A 26253-nucleotide genomic window follows, 5' to 3' on the forward strand; every position below is an offset into this window, starting at 1 on the left:
AGGGGGAGCGTTGATAGTGCGGCTGCAGGGGTGTGTATTTCGCGCGCGAAGGACACACCCCTCCACCCCTCTCAAGAGGGGAATCGCACAACCCGCCGCTTCTTTTTAGTCTTCCGAACACCCGTGGTGACAACACCAACAAGGGCGAAGAGCAAAAGAAAATGAAGTTTATTGCTTCGTCATATCTTTCACCATAAAATCTAATGCCGCCTTATCAGGCAATGATGTGGCGGCGGGCTTTTCGCCCAGGATCATTACTTTATTGCCCGTGGTATTGTATGCCGGCCATTCCGGTAAGCCATTACCGTTTGGGTTGCCGTTTTTGGCAAAATTTACCCAGTAGCTTGACATGGTATCGGCCAGTAGCTGGTCTACCGGTTCAAAGGGGCGGTTCAGGAATTTAAGATCGTTGAAAACGTAGGCAACCTCGCCGGTGTGGAAAGCGCCATACTTTTTAAAGTCTTCGGTAGCGGGCACCCTGCGGGTAAAGCGGTACAGGTAAACTTTGGCTTTGTTTTTTGCCGACTGTACATTAACCCAGCAGTAATTTTGCACGCCAAATATCATATCGCGCGATATTCTTATTTGTGAGGTTTCGGCTTCTGCATCAGTGCCTGCGGGGTATAATTTTAAAACCTCAGCGGCTTTGTCGCCATATCTTTTCTGCATACCGGCTTTATAGTCTGCCGCGTTTTTTAACTTCCCAACAAAAGCGTCATCTTCATTCCAGCCGGTTAAAAGCGGTACCTGGTTCTCTTTGTTGGCAGCAAAAACTTCGGGCGGCGCCTGTTGTAAAAAGTAACCATCAATAATTGGCCTGAAACTATTTTGCTTTAACAGATCATCTGCAGATAATTTCCTAAGCTCTGCCAACGAATTGGCATTTAATACCTTGGCTGCTTCAGTGCCGCTTTTTTCTGCTTGTGCTAAAGTTGTTCCGCTACCCGGGCCGGGTAACATATGAGCGCCGCTTTCGGCAATGGCACGTTGAAATAATCCTTTACTTAACGGTGATGCCACCAGGTAGTTAACATTCATTGACCCCGCAGATTGCCCGGCGATGGTCACGTTATTAGGGTCGCCGCCAAAGGCCGCGATGTTTTTTTGCACCCATTTTAACCCGGCTATCAAATCCAGCAAGCCATAATTACCTGACGAATGGTTAGGCGATTCTGTTGTTAGTTCCGGATGGGCGAAAAAACCAAAAATACCAACCCGGTAAGGAACACTCACCAGTATCACACCCTTTTTAGCCAGTGCTTCGCCATCATAAATAGGTACATTGGTGCCGCCGCTTACAAAGCCGCCGCCATAGATCCATACAATAACAGGCCTTTTTTCGGTTGGAGCTTTCGCGCCCGTCCATACGTTAAGGTACAGGCAGTCTTCGCTTAGCGGTTCATCTTTTATCAAAAACTCGCGGGTATAAACACCAAACTCATTTGGTTTGCCCTGCATGGGGCTTTTGGCAAATTCGGTACATGCCTTTACGTTTGCCCAGGGCGTTACCGGCTGCGGCGCTTTCCATCGCAAATCGCCAACCGGGGGCGCGGCAAAAGGGATCCCTTTAAAAATGTTTACCGATCCATCACCATTCACACTTCCGGAAATTTGCCCGGCATCGGTTTTAACTACTTTAAAAGCGGTTTGCGCCATAGCACAGGCACATAACAGGATAAGTGGCAGGATGAGAAAACGTTTCATAATAATTGGTTATAAGGTTTAAGAAGACACAGGAATTTGACGAAAAAAATAAAAATATTGGATATAATGCAAAGACGCGAAGGCGCAGTTTTCTAAATAAATTCTTTGCGTCTCTGCGTCTTTGCGCGATATCATTTTAAAGAAATTCTTAATTCAAGTTTAAACGAATTTACAATTTTGCAACGGCTTTGCTATATTTTACTGTGCGGGCATCTTTAATAATACCTTTCCAGTTTAAGCCATAACCAAAGTCATAAACATGGCCTTCAGAATCGGTGTAGCATTTCATATCATGCGGTACATCTTCAAACTGGGCCTCAACCGTTTTCATATCTAAAGGCATTTGCAGGGGCAATAATGCCGATGGCTCGGCCTTGCCGGTAAGGATATCCAAACTTGCCTGCCCCTGCACTCCAAAATCTGCAATGATGGCATTGGCCTGTTTTTCCAGTTCGGCAAAAACCATTGGGTTATTAATGTTAACAGATACAATAACCGGTTTGCCCTTCATTTTAGCATAGGTATCGGTTACCATAGCCAGGTCGGTTACATTGGTTGATGTTTCTGATTTGTTTTTATAACTCCTGTTAGCCGATTTTTCTAAGGGGTCACCACCTGCCAGGCTGGTTGCACGTGCGGTTTCTGCAATGTACTTGCCATATTGTAACGATACCGGTAAATAGCCATTACCGCCATTTTTGGCATCGTCGGCATCGTACCCACCATGGCCTATAGGACTGGCAATAAATACCAGGGCATAGTCGGCCTCATCCGGGTTTTCGGTCACTTTAAAATATTTTTTTACGATATCCATATTCACCGGGTATTCGGTTTTTTCCGCGATCGGCATCCCCAGAAAATTTTTACCTGCCGGAGTGAATTTTTTAGGCACATAAACCGTTTTACCCGTTTGCAAAGGCAATACATTGCCTTTATTTTTTAACATCACTATAGATTTTAGCTGCGTTTGGTAACCTGCTGCCATAAATTCGGCATTACCAACGGTTGTTTTTGTTGCCTCGGTATCAAGATAAGGGTTCTCGAACAACCCTGTGCGGAAAATGCCCCTTAACAACCTAACAGCAGATTGCTCGAACCGGGCGCGCATAAATGGCTCGCCGTGCTCTTTTACTCCCATTTGATAAGCCGCCACAACCGGGCCCAGATCATTATTACCGCCAAACTGATCAACACCGGCCATTAATATTTTATAGTGGCGCTCGGCTATGGTTGCTTTTTCCATCCCCCATGATTTACCTGACAGGAAGCTGTTGATGACGGTTTCGTCGCCGGTTACCAGCCAATCGGTACAAACCACGCCGTCGTATTTATACTTGGTGCGCAGTAAGTCGGTAATGATGTATTTATTGTAATTATTGGCCACATTCTCGTGGTTCTTTTTATCCTGATTATAGCTAATGGTATAGTAAGGCATCACCGCGGCGGCCATGCCCGTTTTGCCGCTTAATTTAAATGCGCCTTGTGTAAAAGGGATAAAATGCTGCTCGAAATTGTTGCCCGGATACACCGCATATTTGCCAAAGCCGTAATGCGCATCTCGGCCGCCTTCGCCGGCACCGCCGCCCGGCCAATGTTTTACCATCGCGTTAACGCTATTATATCCCCAGCCATTGGCTATTTCTTTGGTGCCTGTTGAGGTTTGGAAACCATCAATATAAGCCCGTGCCATATCGGCGGCCAGTTGCGGGTCTTCGCCAAAGGTTCCGCTTACACGGTTCCAGCGTGGGTCTGTAGCAATATCAACCTGTGGGGATAATGCTGTAGCAATACCTAAAGCCCTGTACTCCTGGCCCGCTATACGGCCAAAATTTTGGGTAACAGATGGGTCAAAAGTGGCTGCTAACCCTAAAGAACCCGGCCACATAGAAATGTTGCCTCCTGCACCGGCATTAAACTCCGCATTGGCAACCGTGCCATGGCGCGGATCTGAACTGTTATTGTTAGGGATACCCAGGCCAATGCCTTCTACATAAGCTTGTGCATTATTATTCCATTTTGCGGCAACCTCCGGGCTTTGTACCGATGTGATCAATACATGGCGTACGTTATCGTCCTTTAAAAATTTCTTTTGCTGATCTGAAAGGTCATAAGCATTTGCACCACTTTCGCTAAACGGCTTACCATTATAAAAACCCGCAAAAGGGCCGCCCGGCATAGTTGGGATAGATTGGTGCCTGCTGTAAAGCATCAGGCCGCCAATTTGCTCAATGCTCATTTTTGAGGCCAGGTCTTTTGCGCGCACATCAACCGGTAAGCGCCAGTCTTCGTACTTATCCAATTTGCCATTCTTGTTAAGATCCTTAAATGCCAGGCCATCGGCAGTTAATAATTTAACACCCGAAGTAGCGGAGTAACCCAGATTTTGCCCGCCTTTGTTGGTTACAAAAACAATGTCACCGGTTTTGGTTTCAGTCCATTTTGTTTGCGCCGAAACTACGGCAGGCAATAGTGCCATTAGCAATAGATACTTTTTTTTCATAAACACTTTATGCTTTAAGCGGTTTGTTCACAAGCCTTGCAGCTTATGATATTATAATTGGTTTAATGACCACCGGAGAACCTTTGTGTCATTCTTACACAATACTATATATTATTATTTTAAATAGCAAGCCCTTAAGCAATTAAATAGGGCAGACGCATTAAAAATTTTTAAGCGCATTTTTTCTTTTTCTGATGTGCCGTCAGGTACATTTTTGTTGGTAGAATGTTGGTTTAAACCCACCAAGCGTTCCTATAGGAACGCCTCGTGCTTTTTTTGACCGTTTCTACCCACCAAAAGTCCCGCTGGGACTAAGAAAATTACAATTTAGGGTTCTGTCAAACAGCAATGTATTTTAAGCTTTTTTTTCTGATGTGCCGTCAGGTACATTTTGTTGGTAGCATGTTTGTTTAAAATTCACCAAGCGTTCCTATAGGAACGCCTCGTGCCTCTTTTGACCGTTTCCACCCACCAAAAGTCCCGATGGCCAATGCCATTAAGTTTAAGGAAAGGCAAAATACTCCGTTAGGAGTAAAAGCTTTGTAGGAAATATAAATAGCGCTTTTAGCGTGCCGTAGGTACGCAACGCAAAGGTTCCGTACCTATGGCACGGATTAGATAATTTCGATTTTAGTCTACAAAGCTTTAACCCCTCTGGGGTCGAGATCCCTTAAATAATGACATTGCCCGCTGGGACTAAGAAAAATTACAATTTAGGGTTTCTGTCAAACAGCAATGTCTTGTGTTTTATTTTAATGCGTTTGCCCTGGTAATTAAACAGGGTAGATGCATTAAAACAGAGACCGTCTGTTTAATTATACTCCTGACAGAGTCAGGCTTTTTCAACAGAGCTCAGGGCGTTTGCGGTTACACATAACATTTGGCGGATCGCTTGCAGTGCTTTGTGTTGTCTTAATATTTTAAGTTACCTTCAACTTTAAATTAACCTTTGTTATTTAAAACCTAAGAAACAGGCTTATCGGGCATGGAGCAGATATAGCCAAACCAAGAAATTATGAAGCTTCTTCTCACTTCCGCCGGCATCAGTAACACGAGCATCCATAACGCGCTGGTTGAACTTTTGGGTAAACCGGTTGCGGAGGCAAGCGCCCTTTTCATCCCCACCGCGATATACGCCATAGCTGGTGGTGCTGACATAGCACGAAAGGTAATTTGCGGATCATTAGGTGACCCTTTCTGCGAATTGGGTTGGAAATCGCTGGGAGTACTGGAACTAACGGCTCTGCCCAGCATCAAACAAGAGCTTTGGGTGCCGATGCTTCAGGAGACTGACGCCTTGCTGGTTGGCGGCGGCGACTGCCAGTATCTGTGCTACTGGATGCAGCAATCCGGACTGGCAGATCTCTTGCCGTCGCTGCTGCGTAAGATGGTATATGTGGGCTTGAGTGCCGGAAGTATGATAATGACCCGCTTTGGAACAACCTACGGGAACCATATACTGCCGGCAGAAAGCGATAAATCGCTGGGACTGGTTGATATTGCAATACATCCGCATTTGGATCACGAGTGGTTTCCGAAGAATTCCCTGGCCAACCTGGAAAAGCTGGCCGCTACGATACCAGTACCGTCATATGCGATTGACGACCAGACCGCCATTAAAATGACAGACGGCACCATCGAAGTTGTCTCCGAGGGACATTGGAAGCTGTTTACCCCCTAATATCACTAATACTATTGCGTTTGGTCTTGATAATTAGAACAATAGTGTGTCGGAATTGCCCCGTTAAATGGTCGCATTAACACCCTATGAGGACATAGGTATGACAGTATCTTTGATCATCAAAACATTAACCATTAAAACTAATAACAATGACAACGGAATTATGGATGAACCTGCCGGTTAAAGATATTAACAGGTCAAAAGAGTTTTTTAAAAACATTGGATTTGGCATTAAAGACGGGCCCGGTAGCACGGATACCTCTGTCGCCATATCGGTAAGTGAAAAAAATACTATTGTGATGCTTTTTCAGGAGGATGTATTTAAAAGCTTTGCTCAAAACGGCCTGGCAGATACTTCAAAAACGACCGAAGTGTTGTTCAGTTTTGGCGCCGAAAGCCGCGAAGAAGTAGATGAGGTTGCCAAAAAGGTAACGGCTGCCGGAGGCGATCTTTTTGCACCACCCGCAGAGATACAAGGCTGGATGTATGGCTGCGCTTTTAGTGACCCGGACGGCCACCGCTGGAACGCGCTGTTTATGGACAATAGCAAAGCTTAAAATTGGAATTATGAATGCCGTTAAAGCAAAAGATGTTGACGAATACGTAGCTGCTTTCCCTGCAGATGTTCAGAAGGTAATGGAACAGGTGCGGGAAGTTATTAAAAAGGCAGTTCCGCAGGTAAGGGAAGTGATCAGTTATGATATGCCGGGGTTTAAAGTGAACAGGGTGCTGGTATATTTTGCCGGCTATGCCAAACACATAGGCTTTTACCCCGGTGCGGCAGCTATTGCGGCGTTTAAAGAAGAGATCTCCGGCTACAAATGGGCAAAAGGCTCGGTCCAGTTCCCACTGGGCCGGCCTATGCCCCTGGACCTGATTGCCCGGATAACTAAGTTTAGGCTGGAGGAAGATGCTAAGGTTAAGAAATAGACATATATTTGATAGGGTAAACATGCAGTGAATGAATTACTATACAATAAAGCCCTCTGAACAATTAGCGCTTTATGTACGCTTTTTTTGGGTGCTTGAGCATGATAGCGTTTCTGCTGATCGGCCTTATACTCATCGGTCTATGGCAGATGGTTGTTGCGAGATGCTTTTTCATTACAAAGGCCGGTTTACAACTTTACAAACCGACAGGTTATCAGATACGTCTTACAGTGCCGGAGTTGACGGACCCACACAAAAATTTAGCAGGCATCAAATAACAGAAGCTTTTGGCATTTTTGGATTATATCTTTATCCCTTTGCAGTAACCGCGCTGTTTGGTATCCCGGCATTGGCTATAGCTAATCAAAAAGTTGATTTGGTTACCTTGTTGGGGCCGGAAGGCAAAGACATTGAAGAAAGAGTAATGTTAGCAGCCACAAATACCGAACGCGTACAAATCTTATCTGCATTTTTAGAATTGAAGCTCAACGGGGCTAAATATCAGCCATCCGTTTTTTCTGCTATAAAGTATATTATTAAAAGTAAAGGGACTGTTACGGTTGACAGCCTTGCTCAAAAACATTTTTTATCTACCCGCCAGTTCGAGCGTAATTTTAAAGAGCTGGCAGGTTTTAGCCCTAAATTATACTCCCGGATCATCCGTTTTCAGGCGGCAATTGAAAAATATCAACATAAGTATATATCACTGACCGATATTGCTTATGAGTGCGGTTATTATGACCAATCGCACTTTATTCATGACTTTAAAGAATTTTCAGGCTATCACCCTAAAACCTATTTTTCTGGCGGTAACGAAGCTACCGAATGGAAAGATGCTGAATGATGTCGGATTTTTCCAATTTTGCCCGCGCCCGGCAATCTAATTTTGATGTATTATTTAATTAAAAAAATTAAAAATGGAAATTCCAAAAGTACACCAGGCCGTAATGCCTTATCTGATGCTGCAAAATGCTGCAGGGTTTATAAATTTTACTGAAGCGGTTTTTAATGCCGATGTTGCTATGCAAAAGAACCGCGAAAATGAAAACCTGATCATGCATTCTGAAATAAACATTAGCGGCAGCACTATTATGTTTTGCGATGCTTCTGATAACTTGCGGATTGCAACGGCCAACCTTTTCATTTATGTTGATGATGCCGATAAGACCTACCACCTGGCTATTGAAAACGGTGCAACCACGGTAATGGAATTGAGCGATCAGGATTATGGAAGAACCTGTGGTGTAATAGACCCATTTGGTAATACCTGGTGGATAACATCAATAAAAAGTTAGCTTAAAACTAAAGCCTGTAAACAGCTACAGGCTTTAATTTTAACCCCATTTTATTACCAGGGTTTCTCCGGCATCAATACTGATGTCCATGCCTTGCGCCGATCCGTTTTTATTGGCGAACAATACATGGGTGTTAGTTCGGCGTTTTGTATTATCAGCTTAAATTCTTTTTCCCCGGAGATTCATTGATGATGGTAGTAACCAGATCATGCCCGGAACCAGGCACTTTCATTACCAGGCCTTTTTGCGGCAATTCAATCTGTCCGGTAGTCCGGGCATAAATTTTTAAAGGGTCGGCAGATTTTTAATTTTGAGTTATATTTTTCCGGACCATCCGTTTTTCTGGCGGTTGTTGAAAATTAAAATCACGGAAAATCAGCCCATCAAGTTTTACCTTGAGAAATTTAACAAAAAAAGCAAAATAACGCTCAGTTTTTTGTGAAAATTAGAAGTTTTTAGTGATTTTTAGAGCAAAAGACCTAACCCCGGCTGGTTGTTGAGCACCCATTTACCGTCCTCAAAAGCGGGCATTTTGTAAGGGTTGTTTGAGATAAGAAAGGGGCCATCCAAATCGGCCCAATCACATTGCGGGGCCAGCGCGGCGGCGGCCAGTGTAGCACAGCTGGTTTCGCTCATACAGCCTATTAATATCTTCAAACCCAGCTCTTTGGCTTTGTTTATCATCTGTTGCGCCTCATGCATCCCTCCCGATTTCATGAGTTTTATATTAATGCCGTGGTAAACACCCTCTGCCTCAGCAACATCCGGTAAACGCTGTACGGCTTCATCGCCAATAATGGGGATAGGGCTATGTTCGGTTAACCATGCATTACCGTCAATATCGGTTTTCAACATGGGTTGCTCAATTAGCATAACCCCTTGTTCCTTAAGCCAGTACACCATGTCAAGACTTTGCTTGCGGTCTGTCCAGCCCTGGTTGGCATCCACATAAAGCGGCACATTGGTAACCGATCTTATGGTCTGTATCAGTTCTTTATCGGTATCCCTGCCTAGTTTTACTTTTATCACTTTTAATCCCGCGGCTTCTTTTACTTTTTGGAGGATAACTTCCTTAGTATCAATGCCTATGGTAAAGCTGGTTATGGGCATTTTAGCAGGGTTGCTACCAAAAATCTTCCAGCAGGACTGGTTATTTAATTTGCCTTCCAGGTCATGCAGGGCAATATCAATAGCCGCTTTTATAGCCGGCTGCCCGGGAGCTATGCTATCCAGATAATGAATGATAGATGGAAAATCAAACGGATATCTAAATTGCGTGGCATCCACCTGGTTTAAAAAATCTACTGCGGTTTGGTGGCTTTCGCCCATGTAGGGCACCATTGACGCCTCGCCGTAGCCGGTATGTCCCTCATGCTCAACCTGTAACAAAATTACCGGGGTTGATGTACGCGAAAATTTAGCGATGGTAAAGGTGTGTTTTAACTGTAATTCGAAGGGTTGATAAGTAAGCTGCATGTCAAATATCAAAGCTAAAGTTTTACAATTAAATTCCTGCTTATCTTTGCAGGCATGCCGGCACAAATTTATTCCCCGTTCGAGAAGTTTAATTTTAGCAACAAACAATGTTTCCTTAGCGGGCAGGCATTAAACAGCGAAGAAGAAAAGATCCAGGTCTTCCCCCAATGGCTCATGAGCATGTATAAGCTGGAAGATCAGCCTTTTAAACTGCTTGATGAAACCATTGCCACTTATAAAGATCTGAAAATCCCCTGCTCTGCGTTTATTAATGATGAATTTTTGGAGCCTCTGGAAAAGGATGTAGCCAATGCGTTTAGCGCTGGTTATGAAGGCATTAAGGCATTGGATGATGTAAAACTATTTCAATGGGCGGCTAAATTATTGTACGGTATTATATTTAACGAGATACAGGCCGGCATCAGAATGATGCATGCACAGGGCGAGGAGTTTAATATATCGCAGTCTATCATACACAAATTCAGCCATTTACATATGATGCTGCAAAGTATTAACCTGCCTTTGCATTTTGAGGATTTTAAACCCTTTAGCCTGTTTTTATTTAAGGTAGATAATAATGAGGCTGAATTTGGCTACCGCGATGAAATAAACACCCAAACATTCGCCTTGCGGATAAAAGATTTTGGACTGGTTATTTGTCTGCAGGATAACGGCGCCAATGCAATGTATCATCGCGAGATATTTGAAAAGATAAAGGAAGATACACTGCACCCTATACAGTTTGAGGAGTTTTCTGGCCGGGTATTTTACTCAAACTACCTGTTTAACCGCCTGCCTGAGTATAATATTTTACCCGTTGGAGACGAGATCTATATTGAGGCCATGCCCTTACGCGGTATGAGCAGCAAGCCCTTGTTTGACGATTGGATGAACAAAACCTACGGACAAGTGCTGGAAAACTTCTGGAAAAACTGGGGCTTTTTATTATTAGAAATAATTAAGAATCCCGAGAAACCCATGAGCTTTTTATTTGATGCTGATGGCAACAAAATAACCGCTGAATCAATAGAACTGCCTAATTAGAACTTGATAATAAATTCATGCACAATATGTGGGTTAAGCGCAATGGTAATTATAATACCGCTTAATGCGCCAAACAAGTGGGCATCATGGTTTACGTTGTCACGGGCATGTTTTGATGCAAAATGGCAGTAAACCAAATACAACAAACCAAAGATCCAGGCGGGGATAGGTATAGGGATAAACAATATGCCCAGGCTGGCTAACGGATCATACATAATATAGCTGAATATTACCGCGCTTATTGCGCCGGATGCACCCAGGCTGTTATACCAGATATCTTCTTTATGCTTTTGTATCGATGGTAGATCACTTAATATCAGGCTCAAAACATACAGCAAGCCAAACTGCCAATGGCCCAATCTGGCCTCTAACTGAAAAGCAAAAAAGTAATAGGAGAGCATGTTGAACAGCAGGTGGTTCCAATCTTTATGGATCAGCCCGCTGGTAATAACAGTATAAACGCGCTCGCCCCGCGATACGCCATAGGGATTTAAAATAAACCGGGCGTAAATGTTTTCATCGTTAAAGGCCCATAAAGAAGTAGCCAGGGTAAGTACAAATATTATGGAAGCCACCGGGGCAACCAAAAGATATTCCATCATTTAAGGTCGAGTTTAGTATTGGTTAACAATCTGCCTACCGGGTAGCGCAGATAAGTTTTTTCAAAATAAGGCGAATTACGATAAACAAAGTTTAATTGAGCAGCCGCGCTTTTTGCCAATTGCGGGTTAGCCGTTTTTTCATCATCCAGTTTTTTTCTTAGTCCGGCGTCTTTCTTTAACAGGTCAGCAGCTATATCTTCAAAAACATAGTCGGAGAAGTACTCTTTTTGCCCCAATACCGAATCAAAAAAGTTCCAGGCAAAAAACGAATCAACACCCTGCGGCTCCAGCGTTTCAACTATGTAACGGTTAATGGGCTGGTTTACATATACCACATAGTCGCCTTCGTAAAATTTAACTTTTGCATCAACCGGGTTCAGTTTCACATTACTATGCAGGTAATGCCCCTCATATGGTCGTGTGCCGGTTTTGTAATCACCTATATAATACATCTGCAGGCTTAATGTAGTATCACGGCCAAGCCTTTTCATAGCAACCCTATTTAACTTAAACAGGTCAATAACCTTTCCCCATGCCTGCGGAATAATATAGGCAACAGGTTTATCTGCAGTAGCAGTAGCTTTGTAGGTGTTAAAAAATTTAATTGTTTTAGTGTACGGTTTATTACGATCATAGTATAAACGCTTTAACCCGCTCACTTCGCTGGTTTTATATTCGGCGGCGTAGCCTTTAAAGGTGATGGTATCTACCACTTTTTCATCTACCTGCCAGCTTAAAGCGTAGGTTTTCTGCTCGCTAACCTCTGCGTCTACCTTCTTTTTCATATCGCCCAATAGCTTAGCATCGCGCTGGCAAATATTTATTAGCTGCTGCATAAAGTTGTAGGTGGCATACAGGCGTTTATCAAACGGTTTTAGCATATGCGTTTCTGTCATGTAGCTGATAATATTATGCTGGGCCGCAAAGCCGGTAGAAAACCTTGGTGTTTCCATAAAGCTAACAATGCCCGAATCTGGCAACCCCTGCTCTCCTGCGCCATAAGGGATCATTTCATAGCCGCTTTTTTTCATGCCTTTATATAAATCGGCGGTCATGGTTTTACTGGTGTAATTGGCCAATGTAGGGTTTTGTTTATCCTTTTGTGTTTCTATCAGTGTCATCACATACTGGTAGTCGGCACCATCGCTTACGTGGTTATCCAGCAAAACTTCGGGCTGCCAGGTATTCAGGATCTGCGCGAATGCCAAAGCGTTTTTGCTATCAGCCTTAATAAAATCGCGGTTCAGGTCAAGGTTGCGGTAGTTACCTCTAAAACCATAGGCCCGTGGGCCATTCTGGTTTGCGCGGGACAACCCACGGTTCTTGTTGCCATCAATATTATAAACCGCAATAAAACAGATGACAACATCTTTAGGCAACTGGTTCTTTTTCAACAGATCGCGCGCCAGCATCATGCTGGCGTCAATGCCTTCGGGTTCGCCCGGATGGATCCCGTTATTAATAAGTAATACCCGTTTGTTTTGCTTTTTTATCAACTCCGGATCAAACACTTTATCTTTTGATAACACCACCAGCGTTAATGGCTTGCCAATATCTGTAGAACCATAGTTAAACAGCTTCATTTGCGGCTGCTGCCTGGCTAAAGCCTGGTAATAGGTCATTACCTCTGCGTAGGTGGCGGTGTAATTTTTATCCTTACTTAATTCAAATGGGGTTAGCTGGGCATTTGCCTGTATCCAGCAAAAAAAAGCAATAAACAGTAAAAGATATTTTTTCATGGGTAACAGCAAATATATAAGAGGAGTTAGTTGGTGTCGGTAATTTCTGCCTGGAGCTTTTTAGGTAAGCTTGCAAAAACAAGCTCGTAAGAATGATCTATCATATCGCGCAGCTGTTTGTTGGTTAGCGAGCCATCGGTATGTATGGTATTCCAGTGTTTTTTATTCATGTGATAGCCGGGTTGCACTTCGCTGTATTGTTCGCGCAGTTCAACGGCCTTCTCAGGGTCGCACTTTGCATTAAAGCTGGGCGAATTTAAGCCGGTGAGTAAAAATATTTTATCGCCAACCTTAAAAACCAACGTATCCTCGCCAAAAGGAAAGCTTTCAGTTACGCCTGGTTTTTGCAGGCAATAATCGCGTATTTCTTCAATGTTCAATTGTTATTCCCTCTAATAGATTTGTTATAAGAAACACTACTCCCAAAATTAACCCTTACACCTACAGTAATTTGGCGATACTGGCTCAGGGCATTATTTTTAAACTTACTTGATGGGTCATTATATCCATCTAAACCTTCGCCAAATACTATATTATGGTTATACCCTACAATTATCCCCATAAATGGCTGGTTATAATCATCATAAATTTTAAACTCGTATCCGGCGCGTAACGGTATCATTAAATTTACGCCACTGTTATCCCCCGGAAACACATAGTTAGGGTCATCTAAACTGGTGCGCTGTACTTTTAAACTATTGGATATTGCGCCAACACCCGTCCCTACATAAAAATCTTTAAGCAATTTCATAAAGAAATTATTTTCATATTCTATGATCTCTCCAAACTGCAGGTCGGCATGTATTATTATTGCTTTATAGTTGTTGGCGTATTGCCGCCTGTATAAATCACGGTCAACAGTTAACCCGCCACCAGTTAGTTTACCAAACTGTATCTCGGCAGCAATTGGCACATACGGACTATAATTATAAATGAAGTTTAGGTTGTACGCTTTTTCATCGTAATTTCTTTTAACATTGGTATAACCTTTAACGCTGCTAAAACCAATACCTACTCCTAATGTGCTATAGTTATACTGGGCTCTTGCCGTAAAGGCAGCAAGTGTTATTACAATAAATAAAAAGGTTTTTTTCAAAGTGATATAGTTAGGATATTTACAAATTACTTTACTGCAACAACCGTTTGAAATACGAAAATAAAATTTCTACTAATATAGGCTTTTATGGATTTTAATATGCCCCTAAGTTTTACAGCAACCAAAAGATTTTTACACTACGTAACTATTGATACGCAATCAGACCCATTATCGCCAACATGCCCATCAACCGAAAAGCAAAAAGATCTGGGCAGGGTACTGGTAGCCGAACTACTTGAAATGGGCATTACCGATGCACATTTAGATGAATTTGGCTATGTATATGCAACTATCCCCGCTAATACTGATAAGCACGATGTGCCGGTTATATGCTTTTGTTCGCACATGGATACCTCGCCAGATTGCAGCGGAAAAAATGTTAAACCACTGATACATAAAAACTATACCGGCGGGGATATTATTTTGCCCGATGATACAACGCAGGTACTGCGCATACAGGATCATCCCGACCTGAAGAACCAGATAGGGAACGATATTATAACCGCATCCGGAACCACTTTACTGGGTGCCGATAATAAAGCCGGACTGGCCGAGATAATGGATGCCTGCTATCAGCTGGTGAATAATCCTGAAATAAAGCATGGTACTATAAAAATATTATTTACACCCGACGAGGAAATTGGCCGCGGAGTAGATAAGGCAGATATTGAAAAAATAGGGGCATTTGCCTGCTATACTATTGATGGTGAAAGCGCAGGCAATATGGAAAATGAAACTTTTTCTGCGGATGGCGCACGGTTAACTATTCAAGGTGTAAGCGCCCACCCCGGTTTTGCAAAAGGCAAAATGGAAAGCGCCATAAAAATTGCAGGGTTAATTATAGCCGCCTTGCCGCACAACCTATCGCCTGAAGGTACTGAAGGCATGCAGGGGTTTGTGCACCCGGTTAATATGGAGGGGCATGTTGAAACCGCTACCATTGATTTTATAATCCGCGATTTTGAGGAAGACAAGTTAGATGCCCATGCAGCAGTAATAAAGCAGGTAACTGATGATGTTTTAAAGAGTTTCCCAAACTCCACCTATAGTCTTGATGTAAAAGCCCAGTACCGCAACATGAAAAATGTGCTTGCGCAGCATCCACAAATTGTTGATTATGGTATGGAAGCTATTCGACGGGCAGGTATGCAAGCCAAGCTTTGCAGTATCCGTGGCGGTACAGATGGTTCAAGGTTGTCATTTATGGGATTACCAACCCCCAATATTTTTGCCGGTGAACACGCCTTCCATGGTAAAGAAGAATGGGTGTCTGTACAGGATATGCACAAAGCCGTTGAAACTATACTGCACTTATGTATGGTTTGGGAAGAGAAAAGTTAGGAGGGTAATTCACCCCGGATAATCCGGCATATCTTTTTTACATATCAATCAACACACTCTCGCCAAATTTTTGCGAAACAGTGGTGCGCTCATTGCCATCAATGCTTATCACCAGTGAGCTATCAAAGGGGATCTTTTCTATTAATTGAATTTTTGTTCCGATGCTGATATTCAGTTTTTGAAGGTATTGCAGGAAAGAGCTGGTGGTATCTTTTACAGCGGCAACGCGGCAATACCCACTGGTTTTAAGATCTGCCAGGGTGGTTGAATACCGCTTGGCCATTTTACCGTTAGCTTTTGGAATAGGGTCGCCATGTGGGTCGTACTCCGGGAAACCGAGAAATTTATCCAGCCTGTCTGCCAGTGAGGCATCCTTAATATGTTCCAGATCTTCGGCAATATCGTGGATCTCATCCCAGTCGTACCCCAGTTTCTCTAACAAAAAAACCTCCCACAGGCGATGACGGCGCACAATTAATGTAGCATCTTTCTGGCCCTGAGCGGTTAGCTCCACACCTTTCTTTTTATCGTAGTTTATCAGTAGTTTATCGGTAAGCTTACGTAACATATCCACTACTGATGCCGGGTTGTTCCCTAATGATTCTGCAATGGCCGTTGGTGTTATCTTTTGCCCTTTATCCTGCCAAAGGCGGTAAATACATTTCAGGTAATTTTCTTCTGATAGGGTATGCATACAATTTATTGGGTTGTACAAACATAATCAAAAAAACATATTAATAAATAAAATTAGGCAAGACTAATTTTATTTATTAATTTAGACGAATTAATTACGTATGCTTACGCCAATAATATACCTATGCGCTTATTGTTACTCTCCATATTAATACTTCTTAAACTGACGGTTACTGCTCAAAAAAGCTCAATAAAAGGAAAGGTGACCGCCAATAATTCTCCATTACCTTATGTTAGCGTTTTATTAAATGGCACTAAATATGGCACTACTACCAACCAGCAAGGCCTGTATGAAATTAAAAACATTGCCCCCGGCGAATACTTTGCAGTATATTCAAGCGTAGGCCATCAGAGTGATCGGGTTAAAGTTGTTGTTAACGAATCTGCGCCGGCAACCATTAATATCGATCTGAAGGAAAGCAGTTCAAAACTAAGCGAGGTGGTAGTGACCGGTGTATCGCGCGCTACAGAACTACGCAGCAACCCGGTACCCATTGTGGTGCTTACCAAAAAAGAGATAGACCAAAATGTTAATAACAATATTATTGATGCCATAGTGAAAGGCATCCCTGGCGTTACCGCGGTTACTACCGGGCCAAATATATCCAAGCCATTTATTCGCGGGCTGGGATACAACAGGGTTTTAACGCTGTATGATGGCATTCGCCAGGAAGGGCAGCAATGGGGAGATGAGCACGGTATTGAAATAGACCAATACGGTATTGCCCGTGCCGAGGTAATAAAAGGCCCGGCCAGTTTAACTTATGGCTCGGATGCCCTGGCGGGGGTTATTAACCTCATTCCATACATCCCCAACGGGGAAGACGGTAAGCTGAACGGTGACATTATTACCGATTATCATACCAACAACGGGCTCATTGGCTCATCGCTTGGCTTATCCTACAAAACCGGCGACTGGAAATATGCTTTCCGCGCTACGGGTAAAATGGCGCATAATTACCGTAATAAAATTGATGGGCCGGTATATAATTCATCCTTCCAGGAGTATATTTTATCGGGGATGACACGTGTAGATAAAAAATGGGGTTACTCGCAATTTGTGGGTACAACCTACAATAACAAACAGGAAATACCCGATGGCAGCCGCGATTCACTTACCCGCAGATTTACTGTGCAGGTAGCCGAAGGTGCAAATGATAATATTAAAAACCGCCCGTTTGCCCCGCAGGAATGGCTCACCTCTTATGGCGTTACACCTTTGCATCAGCACATACAACATTATCGCTTATACAATAAAACCGAAATAAAGCTGGGCGATGGCCTATTCAATACCGCTTTGGGCTGGCAGCAAAGTGTAAGGCGGGAATATAACCACCCCACTATGCCGCAACAAGCCGGATTGTTTGTAACACTGAACACCTTAAACTACGATTTCAGATATAGTCCGCCGGTATTTGCCGGGTTGGAAACTTCTTTTGGTGTAAACGGCATTTACCAAACCAACCGCAGTAAGGATGCTACCGATTTCCCTATCCCCGATTATAATTTGTTTGATATTGGAGGCTTCTTTTTCGCTAAAAAGTCCATCGGCAAAACAGACATTTCGGGCGGGATAAGGTATGATACCCGCAACATTTCCTGGAATGATTTTTATGTTGGCCCCAACCCTGCAAACGGATTTGAGCAACGGGTAACAGCGAATGACCCGGGGGCACGCCTGCAATTTCCCGATTTTAAACATACCTATCATGGCCTGTCGGGCAGTTTAGGTTTTACTTATAATATTAGCGAGCGCCTATTGCTAAAAGCCAACATTGCCCGTGGCTACCGTGCGCCAAATATTACCGAAATTGGTAGTAATGGCCTTGACCCCGGTGCGCACATTGTTTATCTGGGTAACCGTACCTTCAATCCTGAATTTAGTTTGCAGGAAGACGTGGGCTTTATAGCTTATCTAAAGGATGCCGACTTCCAGTTGGAGCTTTTCAATAACCAGATTAATAATTACATATACCAATCGCGGCTGGACGATGCAAACGGTAATCCGGTGATCATTGTCCCCGGTAATACTACTTACCAGTATCAGCAGTCAAAGGCGCGGCTGTACGGAGCTGAGCTTACATTTAACCTGCACCCGCAAAGCATTAAATGGCTCGCGTTTAATAACAGCCTGGCGTATGTAGCAGGCATCAACCAAAATGAAGCATTAATTGAACAAAGCAATGGTGCGGCTAAATATCTGCCGTTTATTCCGCCGTTGCATATCCGGTCTGAGGTTAAGGTGAAGCTGCAGGGCAATTACGGCATGTTCAGCAAAGTATATTTCCGGGTTGAGGCTGATGCTTACACAGCGCAAAATCATTATTACGCACTAAACGATACAGAAACACCTACACCCGGTTATACCCTGATAAATGCGGGCATCGGCTCAACATTAAAGCGAAAATCTGGCAAACCTATTTGCGAGCTTTTTTTACAGGCCGATAATTTATTCAATGTAGCCTATCAATCAAACCTGAACCGGTTAAAGTACTTTGAATATTATAACAGTTCGCCAAATGGCCGCTCAGGCATTTATAATATTGGAAGGAATATAAGTTTTAAGGTGATTGTACCCTTCTAAAAAACCATGTCATGCCGAATTTATTCGGCATCCTGCACGCAAGATATCAGCATTGCTTATTACTTTCCCGTGGCATCCTGACTTTATTTCAGGATGCCACGGGACATTTATCTATCGTTGAAAAATATCCATTTGATTTATCATCAAATACCCCCAACTTCGCAGTTCCGATTTGTCGGTAAGATCATAAAAATGGAATACAATATTAAAATAGCCCAGGAACTTTCTGTTGGCAGCAAACAAGTAAGCGCAACCATTGCCCTGCTTGATGAAGGTGCGACAGTTCCTTTTATATCCCGTTACCGTAAAGAAGCTACCGGCAGTTTAGATGAGGTACAGGTAGCCGCCATCCGCGACCGTGTACAGCAACTGCGCGACCTGGATAAACGCCGTGAGGCCATATTAAAATCGCTTACAGATATGGGCAAGTTAACACCTGAGCTGGAGGAGCAAATTAATGCCGCCGAAACAATGGTGCTGCTGGAAGACATCTATCTTCCTTATCGCCCTAAACGTAAAACGCGCGCTACGGCAGCCCGTGAAAAAGGATTGCAGCCACTGGCTGATAACCTGCTTACACAAAAGAACATAGACCCGGAATTAGAGGCCGGTAAATACATAGACGAAGAAAAAGGTGTAAATAATACCGAAGAAGCCCTTGCCGGTGCCCGGGATATTATTGCAGAATTCATAAGCGAAAATGCTGAAGCTCGCGCTAAAATGCGTACGTTGTTTACCGAAAAAGGCACTTTCCAGTCGAAAGTAGTTGACGGTAAGGAGCAGGAAGGGATTAAGTATAAAGATTATTTCGACTGGACAGAGCCGGTAAAATCGGCACCATCTCACCGCATCCTGGCCATGCGCCGCGGCGAAAAAGAGGAGATCCTTTACCTGGATATTAAACCTACCGAAGAAGATGCTATTGATCTGCTTGAAAAAGAATTTATCACCGCCCGTAATGCTGCGGCAGCACAGGTAGGATTAGCTATTGGCGACGGCTATAAGCGCCTGCTAAAACCATCAATGGAAACTGAGATAAGGTTGCTTACTAAAAAGAAAGCCGATGAAGAAGCTATTCGTGTATTTGCGGAGAACGCTCGCCAGCTTTTGTTAGGTGCACCACTAGGCCAAAAAAGAATTATGGCTATTGACCCCGGTTTCCGAACCGGCTGTAAACTTGTTTGTTTAGATGAGCAAGGTAAGTTATTAGAAAATACTGCCATTTACCCGCACACCGGTGCCGGGCAAGCTAAAGAAGCAGAGAAAACCGTTCAACATTTGTTTGAGCGTTATAATATTGAGGCTATTGCCATAGGGAATGGTACCGCAGGCCGCGAAACGGAAGTATTTGTGCGCAACCTGAACTTGCCGGGGGCAACCATAGTAATGGTGAATGAAAGTGGTGCATCCATCTATTCGGCATCTGAAGTGGCAAGGGATGAATTTCCCGATAAAGATATTACCGTTAGGGGTGCCGTTTCAATTGGGCGCCGGTTAATGGACCCGCTGGCTGAGCTGGTAAAGATCGACCCAAAATCTATAGGCGTTGGACAGTACCAGCATGATGTGGATCAGAATAAGCTACAAACTTCGCTGGATGATACCGTTATAAGTTGTGTGAACGCTGTAGGGGTGGAACTGAATACGGCATCTAAACAGATATTGGCCTATGTATCGGGCTTAGGGCCACAACTGGCGCAAAATATTGTAGAATACCGCAACCTTAACGGTGCCTTTAAACGCCGCGACCAGTTAAAGAAAGTTGCCCGTTTAGGCGATAAAGCTTATGAACAGGCAGCAGGTTTCTTACGTATCCGCGGAGCGGAAAACCCATTGGATACCAGTGCCGTTCACCCGGAGCGGTATGCATTGGTTGAGCAAATGGCTAAAGACCTTAAATGCAGTGTGCAGGATTTGATGCGTGATAATACTTTGCGCAAATCAATCCCGTTGCAAAAATATATTTCTGATACGGTTGGCTTACCTACCCTCAATGATATTATAGCCGAGCTGGCCAAACCAGGCCGCGACCCGCGTGAGCAGTTCGAGGCGTTTAGCTTTACCGATGGTGTAAATTCGGTAAGTGACCTTAAACCCGGCATGAAGTTGCCCGGAATAGTAACTAACATTACCAACTTTGGCGCTTTTGTAGATATCGGCGTCCATCAGGATGGTTTGGTGCATTTAAGCCAGATAACCAACCGCTATATTAAAGACCCTAATGAGGTATTGAAGGTGCACCAAAAGGTTGAGGTTACAGTTACCGAGGTAGATGTAAACCGTAAGCGGATATCGTTATCAATGAAAGAGAATGAGAAACGCGAGCCCGCAGCAGCAGCTAAGACGCGTGAAAGCAAACCTGTTCAAAAACAATTTGTACAAAGGCCTGCCAAACCAGCTCCCGAACCTGAAATGGATATGATGAGCAAGCTGGCAGCGTTGAAGAATAAGTTTAAGTAGGAATATTGTTGGTGAGGATACCAACAACAGGAAATTATTATTCAGGTTGCGGTGAAGACACCGCGTACTTATTTTTTAGTGATTGGCTTCCTCGTTTTTATTTCTGCGGCCTTTAACCGTTTAGTGCGCATTTTAAGGTTCAGCATTTCTACCAGGATAGAGAATGCCATTGCAAAATAGATGTACCCTTTAGGTATATGCTGCTCAAACGCCTCAGCTAATAAGGACACGCCTATTAACAATAGAAACGACAGGGCAAGCATTTTTACTGTTGGGTGCCTGTTTACAAAACCGGCAACCGAGCCTGATGCCCATATCATAATACCAACTGCAATTACAACAGCGGCTATCATTATCTCTACGTGCTGTGCCATGCCTACAGCGGTAATAACCGAATCGAGCGAGAAAACAATATCTAATAGCGCTATCTGGAATATGGTTCCCCAAAAAGAATGTTTTTTAACGGTTGTCTCGTCATCATCCTCGCCTTCAATTTTATGATGGATCTCGGCTGTGCTTTTATATATCAGGAACAAACCTCCAATTATAAGTATCAGGTCGCGGCCGGAAATGGAGAGTTTTTCTGCCCATTCTCTGTCGTTTATATTTAACAAGCCCGATATGTTGAATAACGGTGTAGTAAGCGTCATTACCCAGCTAATAGAAAGTAGCAGCAGGATACGGGTTATCATGGCCATAGCTAAACCCAGTTTTCGGCCTTTTTCCTGCTGGTTTTTAGGTAACTTATCGGCCAGTATGGATATGAATATCACATTATCGATACCTAAAACTATCTCTAAAAGTGTTAGCGTAACAAGCGACAACCATGCCTCGGGGTTGGTAAGTATTTCCATTATAGGTAGATTTTTTAACAGCCCTAAAATAGCAAAACCCCCGCCGTTATGGCAAGGGTTTTAAAAATATGCTGATTTTATGATTTTAGCTGTTAATTAAAGCTCACTCTGCCAAAGGTTGCATTAATTACAATCTTACTATCGCCGTTGTCTTTACCAATATATCCTTTGTAATTTTTAGTTGATGACCATCCACGATCTTCATCTGAGGGAGATTTTGATGTTACTTTTACTTTGCTGCTATTGTTGTCAAATCCACCCATTTTGCTGGTAACATCAAAAGTAAAGTCATCACTATCTTTAAAATCTAAATTAACTTTAGCAAACTGTGAGTGGATATTAATGTTTTTAACACTTTTATCAATAGAAGCGACGTTAATGCCATTGCCGTATTTAACGCTCACATCTGCAGATCCTTTTAGTCTGTCAATATCTATACTTGAAAAGCCAAAACTGGCATCAACATTATTAAGGATACCTACTTTAAACTTACTGTACTGTACTTTTAACTTACCTCCGTTAAACACTTCTATAGTTGATGTATTTCCCTGGGTAAAATTAATTGTTATGTCGTTTTGGGTGTTACTAAGATGTTGTGCGATCAGATTACCAAACTGCACCTTAATTGTTGCCTTGCCAGAAAGATCAGGCAGTATAACTGCACCAAACTGGTTGTTAATGTCAATAGCATTACCCGCCGGCATATAAACGGTGTAGTTGATATCTATTCTTTGCTGGTTATTCCCTCCACTTTGTGATCTTCCGTTTGCAAGATTAGTTCTGAATGAAACAACATTTCCTGTTTTGCTATCGCTGATGCTTGAGCCTTCTATCAAATCGTTCACGGCCTCTTCGTTGTTTGAACTAAATTTCATTTGAACATCAACCTTAAACTCACTTTTGTTCCAGGTGTTCACAGTTACCTTACCAAACTTGTTATTTATCTGTAATATATCATTACCATCAACACTATAGCTCTTGCTGTAGTTTTTCACCTTCTCGGTGATCTCGCCGCTGGCAATTTGCTTTTTATATTCCTTATCAGATACATTGCGGCTGGTGTTATTATTAATCACTACATCCACATCCGGTACCATACCGTTAAAACTGCCTGAAAAATCCTTGCCAAAGTCTTTAAATTTCGCGTTAAACTTTTTGTCAAAGTCTTTCATTTTAACAAACACCTGCGTGTTTATTTTACTATTCATTACAAACATTTGCTTGTGCAAATCGGCCATTTTAAGATTAAACTTGACCATGTTTTTCTTGAACGCTACTTTATCAAAGTTCTTATTGAGCTTAAATTCCGTATTAAACTTGTATTCTTTATTTGTTTTAAATTCTTTGTTATGCTTATACTCCTTATTAAGTTTATAGTTTTCTGGCGGGAGCGGCGGGGCAGGCAGTGTATCCTGCGCAAATGCCTGTGCGCTTATAGTGAGTACGGCAATGAAGGCAAGTAGCCTCTTAAATATCCTGATTTCCATTTTGTTGATCTTTTTTGCTTTGATTAAATTGTTCAATTACACTCAGTTGCTGATTAAGCACCTCTGTTTGTATTTGCAAGTTCCGGATCATTGCACGTAAAACACGTTCCTGGTTAGGGCTGGTAGCTAAATCTGTATTTAGTTTTTTATAAGTTGTTTGCATTTTGGTGATCTCGGCGCTAAACTCTTTATAAAGCTCCGGATCATACTTGGCTATCTGTTTAAGTTCGATACGTTTGGTTGCAATAAGCGATGCATATTGCAATTGTTGTTTAGCGTAAGTTGGGTTTATGGCAGCCAGGTCAACGCCTTCGCTGCTTTTTTGGTTTTGTACATACACCCCGAAACCTATTCCCATAACCACCACTATCATAGCGGCTACCCTTAGCACGAAACCAAGCGAGAATGTTTTTGCCTCGCGCTTTTTTGGCAGTTGTTGCTCCTCATCCCAGGCATCCAGTTCTTTTGAAATATTATTCCAAATGTCTGCACGTGGTTCCAGGTCGTCAAATTCTTCCCTGTTATTGCTGATAAAATCTTCTAACCGCTTACTCATTTCTTTATTCCTTTCCTTATTAATATTTCGCTTAGTTTACGTTTTGCACGTAAAAACTGTGTACGCGATGTATTTTCACTTATGTGTAACACTTGTCCTATTTCTTCATGATCATATCCCTCTAACAAGTAAAGCGATAAAACCACCCGGTAGCCTTCCGGTAATTCTTTTATGGCTTCTTTTACCTGTGCAACCTGGTACTGTACATCTTCATCATCCCATTCTTCCTCATCGGCTACATTATCCAGAAGGCCGTCTTCCATCTCAACAAACTCCAATTTTCTTTTACGCAGAAGATTTATTGAGCGGTGTACCACAATTTGTTTGAGCCATAGCCCAAAAGTGGTTTCCTGCCTAAAATCTTTTAGTCTGTTAAAAGCATCGGTAAATGCTTCCTGTAAAATATCTTCCGCCTCGCCAATATTGCCCACTATTCTAAAGGCGACGTTTAACATCGCTTTTGAATATAGTCGGTACAACTCGTAGCAGGCTTTTTTACTTCCCTGCTTACACTCAACCACCAGGTTGTAGTGCTTATCTACGTATACAGCTTCCAAATTAATGACAGGTTTCAAGTTAAATGACGCAGGCCATTTAACAACGTTGCACGATGAGCGAAAATAATTTCAATAACTGCTTGATGGCCATACGCAAAATACAACAAAAGCCTTTATAACTTATAGTTGCATAGCATAAAACAGGCGGGTTGGTTACCGCATTAACTGTTAGAAAATTGCGGGGTAATTACTGGTTATTTATTGCAGAACTCGATCAGCTTTATCATGTCATCAGTTTTGCCCATGCTGATATTGTTCTGTTTAATAAAATCATTTATCTGCCCTTCTTTCCCGGGGAAAAGTGTAACAATTTTTTTGAGGTTGTTTGTAGGATAAAATGAGCCCCCTTTTTGCAGCCAGTATTCGTTTTCAGGTACAAAATGATAGCCATTTGGCAAACGCAAATCATAAGATGTTATTTTTGAGGGGTCGCCTTTTTGCCCTTTTACACCAACCAGGCCGCCAATTGAAGTATTGTTTGATTTATCTATGGCAGACGAACCACCCAGCATGGCTTTACCTTTGTATTGTATATAAAGCGGAATAGCCGTATTGGTTAATTTTTCTAAAAAAACCCGTCTTGCCGGCACAAATTTGCGGCTGTTAAGGTAAAGGGTATCAATATTTTCATAATTATCTAACACCATGTTAGCTCCATCTTTTGTGAAAAGCATTTCCTGGGTAGCCATATTATAGTTCATCTGTGCTTCGAGCATAGCGCCGCCTTTTTGCAAAACCGTAGCCTTAACAAATTCAGGAAAAACGTATGGCGAATTGTCTTTAGTGGCCTGTGCAAACAGTTTTGTTGATGCGATGAATAAGAAAACAGTTAATCTTAGAAAATTCTTGTACGGCATAATGAGGGACTTTATTATAAAGGCAGATACCAAATCTAATTATTAGGCACCCATATTCCAAAGAAAAAATGCCCGGTAAAATGTTTTTAAAGCCGGCTTTAAATATTACATAGCTTGTTAGTATTGAATAACTTGTTAAGTATTAAATTCCAGTAGGCCCTTCATTAATGACTTCCATTGCGGAAAAGACAAGCCCTCTCTTGCGCTTAATGCTATAATGGTATTGCGTACAGTATCAAATAAGCCGGTATCAGTATTGTTTGGCACTTCGTTACGGCCATGTACTGCAGCGCTTACCTGGTTTAAGTAGCGTTCAACAATAAAAGTACTGGTTGAATTGTGACTAAAAAAATGAGCTATGGTTTTATTGGGATGCCTGGGATTAGCTACGGGCCTAACCGTCATGGTTATATATTCGCTTTCGGCTTCTTCATTTATATTTTCTTCCATAGCCTCTATCCGTACCCATTCAAAACCGCTTCCGGCCAGTGGCCCGGGGCCGGGTATGTCAATTGAAAACAGATCGCCAGCTTCGGCCAGTTTATAAACGTCATTCCCCTGTGCATCTGTAATAGAAAAATTTGAAGATAGCGGGCTGCTATACTTATGCCATTGCGAAATATCTTTTAACCTGTCTTTAGCAAGTAAAAACAAATGATGCGCTTCTTGCCGGGTTGGTGCATTAACAACGTGCAGAATATCTGTTTGCTGCCCTTGTGTTTGTGTTGGTATATTATCGTTTGCGCTGGCCATGATAGTTCATTTATTTAATAGTAAACATCGTTTCACGGATACGG

At 42.7% G+C, this 26253-nt stretch carries 23 protein-coding genes; 9 read left to right on the forward strand and 14 right to left on the reverse strand.

Translation table 11 applies throughout. The features are described from left to right. Window positions 1-168 precede the first annotated feature (168 nt). Window positions 169-1704 carry a carboxylesterase/lipase family protein gene (locus tag WC743_RS03320; protein WP_373010355.1) on the reverse strand — a complete coding sequence of 512 codons (1536 nt, stop codon included), beginning with the start codon at window positions 1702-1704 and terminating at the stop codon, window positions 169-171. A gap of 169 nt (window positions 1705-1873) precedes the next feature. Beyond that, on the reverse strand, window positions 1874-4204 hold the full coding sequence (locus WC743_RS03325) for a glycoside hydrolase family 3 N-terminal domain-containing protein (protein ID WP_373010356.1): 2331 nt from the start codon (window positions 4202-4204) through the stop codon (window positions 1874-1876). A gap of 1015 nt (window positions 4205-5219) precedes the next feature. On the opposite strand from WC743_RS03325, the gene WC743_RS03330 reads away from it, so the two are divergent. The 5 genes from WC743_RS03330 to WC743_RS03350 all read left to right on the forward strand — a co-directional run bounded on the left by WC743_RS03330 (window position 5220) and on the right by WC743_RS03350 (window position 8110). Continuing rightward, on the forward strand, window positions 5220-5885 hold the full coding sequence (locus WC743_RS03330) for a Type 1 glutamine amidotransferase-like domain-containing protein (protein ID WP_373010358.1): 666 nt from the start codon (window positions 5220-5222) through the stop codon (window positions 5883-5885). 149 nt (window positions 5886-6034) lie between these two features. After that, on the forward strand, window positions 6035-6442 hold the full coding sequence (locus WC743_RS03335; protein WP_373010359.1) for a VOC family protein: 408 nt from the start codon (window positions 6035-6037) through the stop codon (window positions 6440-6442). Window positions 6443-6452: 10 nt separating this feature from the next. Next, complete coding sequence (locus WC743_RS03340; protein WP_373010360.1) at window positions 6453-6815, forward strand: iron chaperone; 363 nt, start codon at window positions 6453-6455, stop codon at window positions 6813-6815. A gap of 31 nt (window positions 6816-6846) precedes the next feature. Then, window positions 6847-7659, forward strand: a complete 813-nt coding sequence (locus tag WC743_RS03345) for a DUF6597 domain-containing transcriptional factor (RefSeq protein ID WP_373010361.1) — start codon at window positions 6847-6849, stop codon at window positions 7657-7659. Between the two features lie 73 nt (window positions 7660-7732). Then, window positions 7733-8110 (forward strand): VOC family protein, encoded by a 378-nt coding sequence (locus tag WC743_RS03350; protein WP_373010362.1) that lies wholly within the window; start codon window positions 7733-7735, stop codon window positions 8108-8110. A gap of 465 nt (window positions 8111-8575) precedes the next feature. Here the strand turns inward: WC743_RS03350 and WC743_RS03355 are convergent, their stop codons facing one another. After that, entirely contained in the window at window positions 8576-9586 is a 1011-nt protein-coding gene (locus tag WC743_RS03355; RefSeq protein ID WP_373010363.1) for a dipeptide epimerase, read from the reverse strand. 54 nt (window positions 9587-9640) lie between these two features. Between WC743_RS03355 and WC743_RS03360 the strand changes: the two genes are divergently transcribed. Next, window positions 9641-10630 carry a hypothetical protein gene (locus tag WC743_RS03360; protein ID WP_373010364.1) on the forward strand — a complete coding sequence of 330 codons (990 nt, stop codon included), beginning with the start codon at window positions 9641-9643 and terminating at the stop codon, window positions 10628-10630. Here WC743_RS03360 and WC743_RS03365 read toward each other — a convergent pair. From WC743_RS03365 to WC743_RS03380, 4 genes are read right to left on the reverse strand one after another with little or no spacing between them, the layout of a single operon-like run. Continuing rightward, window positions 10627-11232, reverse strand: coding sequence for a rhomboid family intramembrane serine protease (locus WC743_RS03365; RefSeq protein WP_373010366.1), 606 nt, complete (start codon window positions 11230-11232; stop codon window positions 10627-10629). The genes WC743_RS03360 and WC743_RS03365 overlap by 4 nt on opposite strands. Continuing rightward, on the reverse strand, window positions 11229-12971 hold the full coding sequence (locus tag WC743_RS03370) for a M14 family zinc carboxypeptidase (RefSeq protein ID WP_373010367.1): 1743 nt from the start codon (window positions 12969-12971) through the stop codon (window positions 11229-11231). The genes WC743_RS03365 and WC743_RS03370 overlap by 4 nt, the downstream gene beginning before the upstream one ends. A gap of 26 nt (window positions 12972-12997) precedes the next feature. Next, entirely contained in the window at window positions 12998-13351 is a 354-nt protein-coding gene (locus WC743_RS03375; protein WP_373010368.1) for an MmcQ/YjbR family DNA-binding protein, read from the reverse strand. After that, the gene (locus tag WC743_RS03380) at window positions 13348-14067 is read right to left on the reverse strand and encodes a hypothetical protein (RefSeq protein ID WP_373010369.1); all 720 of its coding nucleotides are present in this window, start codon (window positions 14065-14067) and stop codon (window positions 13348-13350) included. The genes WC743_RS03375 and WC743_RS03380 overlap by 4 nt, the downstream gene beginning before the upstream one ends. 87 nt (window positions 14068-14154) lie before the next feature. Between WC743_RS03380 and pepT the strand changes: the two genes are divergently transcribed. After that, a complete protein-coding gene (gene pepT, locus WC743_RS03385; RefSeq protein WP_373010370.1) occupies window positions 14155-15408 on the forward strand; it encodes a peptidase T in 1254 nt (417 codons plus the stop codon). Window positions 15409-15445: 37 nt separating this feature from the next. Here pepT and WC743_RS03390 read toward each other — a convergent pair whose 3' ends face one another. After that, window positions 15446-16102, reverse strand: a complete 657-nt coding sequence (locus tag WC743_RS03390) for a metal-dependent transcriptional regulator (protein WP_373010371.1) — start codon at window positions 16100-16102, stop codon at window positions 15446-15448. A 123-nt stretch (window positions 16103-16225) separates the two neighbouring features. Here WC743_RS03390 and WC743_RS03395 point away from each other — a divergent pair, with 123 nt between their 5' ends. After that, window positions 16226-18685: a TonB-dependent receptor gene (locus tag WC743_RS03395; RefSeq protein ID WP_373010372.1), complete on the forward strand. Its 2460-nt coding sequence runs from the start codon at window positions 16226-16228 to the stop codon at window positions 18683-18685. A gap of 192 nt (window positions 18686-18877) precedes the next feature. Continuing rightward, window positions 18878-21145, forward strand: coding sequence for a Tex family protein (locus WC743_RS03400; RefSeq protein ID WP_373010373.1), 2268 nt, complete (start codon window positions 18878-18880; stop codon window positions 21143-21145). Window positions 21146-21213: 68 nt separating this feature from the next. On the opposite strand, the gene WC743_RS03405 is transcribed toward WC743_RS03400, so the two are convergent. From WC743_RS03405 to WC743_RS03430, 6 genes are all read right to left on the reverse strand, one after another. Continuing rightward, window positions 21214-21999 (reverse strand): TerC family protein, encoded by a 786-nt coding sequence (locus WC743_RS03405; protein WP_373010374.1) that lies wholly within the window; start codon window positions 21997-21999, stop codon window positions 21214-21216. 92 nt (window positions 22000-22091) lie between these two features. Further along, window positions 22092-23486, reverse strand: a complete 1395-nt coding sequence (locus WC743_RS03410; RefSeq protein WP_373010375.1) for a hypothetical protein — start codon at window positions 23484-23486, stop codon at window positions 22092-22094. Further along, the gene (locus WC743_RS03415) at window positions 23467-24042 is read right to left on the reverse strand and encodes a hypothetical protein (RefSeq protein WP_373010376.1); all 576 of its coding nucleotides are present in this window, start codon (window positions 24040-24042) and stop codon (window positions 23467-23469) included. Before WC743_RS03415 ends, WC743_RS03410 begins: the two co-directional genes overlap by 20 nt. Beyond that, a complete protein-coding gene (locus WC743_RS03420) occupies window positions 24039-24599 on the reverse strand; it encodes an RNA polymerase sigma factor (protein WP_373010377.1) in 561 nt (186 codons plus the stop codon). The genes WC743_RS03415 and WC743_RS03420 overlap by 4 nt, the downstream gene beginning before the upstream one ends. Window positions 24600-24793: 194 nt before the next feature. Further along, complete coding sequence (locus tag WC743_RS03425) at window positions 24794-25456, reverse strand: hypothetical protein (protein ID WP_373010379.1); 663 nt, start codon at window positions 25454-25456, stop codon at window positions 24794-24796. A gap of 135 nt (window positions 25457-25591) precedes the next feature. Next, on the reverse strand, window positions 25592-26209 hold the full coding sequence (locus WC743_RS03430; RefSeq protein ID WP_373010380.1) for a hypothetical protein: 618 nt from the start codon (window positions 26207-26209) through the stop codon (window positions 25592-25594). Between the last annotated feature and the right edge of the window lie 44 nt (window positions 26210-26253).

Origin of the sequence: Mucilaginibacter sp., from assembly GCF_041660805.1 — a bacterium.
Taxonomy (GTDB): domain Bacteria; phylum Bacteroidota; class Bacteroidia; order Sphingobacteriales; family Sphingobacteriaceae; genus Mucilaginibacter.